Source organism: Streptomyces sp. NPDC058877 (assembly GCF_042742855.1).
Taxonomy (GTDB): domain Bacteria; phylum Actinomycetota; class Actinomycetes; order Streptomycetales; family Streptomycetaceae; genus Streptomyces.
Genome location: NZ_JBHYMF010000342.1, coordinates 1 through 3348 on the forward strand (window position 1 = coordinate 1; position 3348 = coordinate 3348).

The following is a 3348-nucleotide window of genomic DNA, read 5'->3' on the forward strand; positions in this document are numbered from 1 at the left end:
CTTCCGCTGGACCACCCGCTACAACACCCGCCGACGGCACTCACGCCTCGGACAGCAGGCACCGATCACTTACGAACAACAGTCAGCTACCCTGACACTTGCCGCATAACGACACGAACAGGTGTCCACCCTCCGGGGACAAGGCCCCTGTTCGCCCGGTGGCGCCCCCTGCTGTCCGAGTCGGCATGGGCGCACTGCCGCAACGTGTTGGGCTAACCGCCAGCGAGCCTTTTCCACCCTGTGCTGGAGGGTGGAACGGGCTGGTCAGCGGGTGTGGTGACGAGGCACCTTGAAGGGGACCAGACCCCTCGTCCGGGTGGTTGCACGCTCCGGCACGATCCCCCGTCGCCACGCCATGACTCGTAACCGCTGAGGCGAGGCAAGGGGCTTTCGGCAAGGCTCGTAAGGTACGGGCATGTGGACCCAGCACACCCAGGCTCTGTGATCACGAGGCGTTGAGGGCGACGCCTCGGGCGTCGCCCTCCTTGGTGTGCCTGTCACGTGGTCCCTCCTCCTTGCGTCGCCCGCACCGGGGCGGCGCGATGCTGGCTCTCGTTCTTCTTGAGACGGCGACTTCTGAGAGCGCGTACGGGCACGGTCCTTTCCCTTCACCATTGCCAGGAGTGCCTCGTGCCTGCGTTGTTTCCCCCTGCCCTCGAACCGTTCCTCGACGTGCTGCGCTGCCCGGTATGCCGCGCCCGTCTCCGACCCGACCGTGGCTCACTGCGCTGCCCGGCGGGCCACACCTTCGACATCGCCCGTCAGGGCTACGTCAGCCTCCTCACGGGCGCCCGCGCCACCAGCGGTGACGACGCCGCCATGGTTCAGGCCCGCAACCGGTTCCTGTCCACCGGCAGGTACGCCCCCATCCGCCGGACCCTGACCCGTATGACAGCCGATGCCCTGCCCGGTCAAGGCGCGGTCGTGGACATCGGATGCGGCACCGGCTACTACCTGGCCGGCGTACTCGATCAACTGCCCGGTGCCTGCGGCTTGGGGGTGGATGCGTCAGTACGCGCTCTGCGTTCGGCGGCCCGGGTCCATCCGCGAGCTGCCGCGGCGAGTTGGGACGTCTTCCGCCCCTTCCCCGTGGCTGACCGGACGGTCGACGTGATGTTGGACGTGTTCGCCCCGCGCAACCCGGCCGAGTTCCACCGAGTGCTCCGTCCGACCGGCCGGTTGATCGTGGTGCGCCCCGTCGAGCGGCACCTGGTGGAGCTACGGGGCAAGGTCCCCGCGATGGTCGCGATCGACCCGGACAAGGAACAGCGCCTGCAACAGGCGTTGACCCCCTACTTCGAGGCCGCCGGTACCCAGCACGTCGAATACACCGCACCCCTGACCGGGCAAGAAGCCATCGACCTGGTGGGGATGACACCGAGCGCACGCCACCTGACCCACGCGGACCTGAGCGATCACGGTTCCCTACCTGCCCGGGTCACCGTCTCCGTGCTCGCCACCTCCTACCGGCCGCGGTGACCACGAGCGGCGGACGCGCCTGCTGACCGACGAACCGATGAGTGCGCCTGGCGCCCCACCTTCTTTGGCAATGCGGGGAAGGCGGGGCGTCCGCACGCTGGCCGTCGCGATCTCCCCCCGACAACAGGAGCGGAGGCATTGCCCTCGCGGACAGACGGCCCGGGGGGAACAGCTCGCTGAGCAGGTCGTCCGGGACCTGTTCACTGCACACTGCAGGCTCGGTGGGAAACCGCAGATGGACCGGGAGCGGACACCTGCCGTGCTCCGTCACCACACGTGGGCCCCGCCGCCCGGGGTGACTATTGCAAGCAGCTGCTTGCAATAGCTAGCAAGAGCTGGCATGGTCGGAGCATGGCATCGCTCAACGTCGGCAACCTCGGCGAGTACCTCCGCGAGCAGCGGCGGACCGCGCAGCTCTCCCTGCGTCAGCTCGCCGACGCCGCCGGGGTGTCGAACCCGTACCTGAGCCAGATCGAGCGCGGGCTGCGCAAGCCCAGCGCCGAGGTCCTCCAGCAGGTCGCCAAGGCGCTGAGGATCTCTGCCGAGACGCTCTACGTGCGCGCCGGGATCCTGGACGAGAAGGAGCGGGAGGAGCTGGAGACGCGCGCCGTCATCCTGGCCGATCCCTCCATCAACGAGCGCCAGAAGCAGGTGCTGCTCCAGATCTACGACTCCTTCCGCAAGGAGAACGCCGCCGAGGCCGCCGCACAGGCGGCGGAGGTCGCGCCGGACGCCGCCCCCGATGCCGCACCGCCGTCGAGCTAGTACGTCACATCCGGGAGGACCACCAGCATGGCCATCATCGACGAACTGCGCACCCCCCTCTACTTCGCCGCCGGCACCGCCGACCTCGCCGTGCAGCAGGCCAAGAAGGTTCCCGGCCTGATCGAGCAGCTCGCCGCCGAGGCGCCCGCGCGCCTGGACGCCGTGCGGAAGACCGACCCGAAGGCCGTGCAGGAGAAGGTGACCACGCAGGCCAAGGAGGCCCAGGCCACCGTGCAGTCGAAGTTCGCCGAGGTCGTCGGCGGACTGGACGCCGACTTCAAGAAGCTCGGCGAGACCGCCCAGGACCTCGCCCTCCGGGGTGTCGGCGTCGCCGCCGAGTACGCGGTCAAGGCGCGCGAGAAGTACGAGGAGGTCGCCGCCCACGGCGAGGACGCCGTCCGGGCCTGGCGGGGCGAGGCCGCCGAGGAGATCACCGAGATCGCCGTCGTGGTCGAGCCGGAGCCGAAGGCGCCGGCCGCAGCCGCAGAGGCCGAAGCGACGCCCGAGGCGACTCCCGAGGCCTCGCCCGAGGGCAGGAAGGCGTCCGCCCGGAAGACCGCCGCCCGCAAGGCCCCGGCCAAGAAGACCGCTGCGCCCGCCGAGAAGGAGTAGGGCCGGGCACCAATGCGGGTACCCGGCGCGTTGTACCGGGTACCTTGACCGCGAGGCGCTCTCTTCCCATTCTTCCTAGGCGGTGCTCAGCATGTTGCGCGCGGGATTCGACTCCCTTCTGTTCCTGGTGATGTTCCTGGTCTTCACCGGCTTCGCCGTCGCCGCGCTCGTCTTCGCCGCCATGGCACGCGAGGACGCGTATCGCGCCGCCGACAAGCAGACGAAGAAGTTCTGGCTGATCATCCTGGGCATCAACCTCGGCCTGAACCTGTTGCTGCCGATGCTGTTCCTGCAGATCGCGGGGCTCATCGCGGCCATCGTTTTCATGGTGGACGTGCGTCCCGCGCTCGCCCAGGTCTCCGGCGGGGGCCGGGGCCGCCGTGGCGGGGGCTCCAGCAGCGACGGGCCGTACGGCCCCTACAACGGCGGCCGGTAGCGGCCGGCCGGTACGCACGGCACACGGGGCAGGGCCCGGGGCGAGTCCCCGGGCCC

The 3348-nt window shown here is 69.7% G+C and carries 4 protein-coding genes; all 4 read left to right on the forward strand.

Annotated elements, in window-relative coordinates:
• The first annotated feature begins 630 nt into the window (after positions 1-630).
• The 4 genes from ACFW2Y_RS35175 to ACFW2Y_RS35190 all read left to right on the forward strand — a co-directional run bounded on the left by ACFW2Y_RS35175 (position 631) and on the right by ACFW2Y_RS35190 (position 3292).
• A complete protein-coding gene (locus ACFW2Y_RS35175; protein WP_384887640.1) occupies positions 631-1479 on the forward strand; it encodes a putative RNA methyltransferase in 849 nt (282 codons plus the stop codon).
• Positions 1480-1830: 351 nt separating this feature from the next.
• Entirely contained in the window at positions 1831-2244 is a 414-nt protein-coding gene (locus ACFW2Y_RS35180; RefSeq protein WP_384887643.1) for a helix-turn-helix domain-containing protein, read from the forward strand.
• Between the two features lie 27 nt (positions 2245-2271).
• Positions 2272-2856: a hypothetical protein gene (locus ACFW2Y_RS35185; RefSeq protein WP_384887646.1), complete on the forward strand. Its 585-nt coding sequence runs from the start codon at positions 2272-2274 to the stop codon at positions 2854-2856.
• A 91-nt stretch (positions 2857-2947) separates the two neighbouring features.
• Positions 2948-3292, forward strand: a complete 345-nt coding sequence (locus ACFW2Y_RS35190; protein ID WP_384887649.1) for a DUF2516 family protein — start codon at positions 2948-2950, stop codon at positions 3290-3292.
• Positions 3293-3348: the final 56 nt, after the last annotated feature.

What these genes read in the sequence shown, in the direction of transcription:
- ACFW2Y_RS35180 (WP_384887643.1), top strand. Translation starts at nt 1,831, where the DNA reads ATGGCATCGCTCAACGTCGGCAACCTCGGCGAGTACCTCCGCGAGCAG.
- ACFW2Y_RS35190 (WP_384887649.1), top strand. Translation starts at nt 2,948, where the DNA reads ATGTTGCGCGCGGGATTCGACTCCCTTCTGTTCCTGGTGATGTTCCTG.
- ACFW2Y_RS35185 (WP_384887646.1), top strand. Translation starts at nt 2,272, where the DNA reads ATGGCCATCATCGACGAACTGCGCACCCCCCTCTACTTCGCCGCCGGC.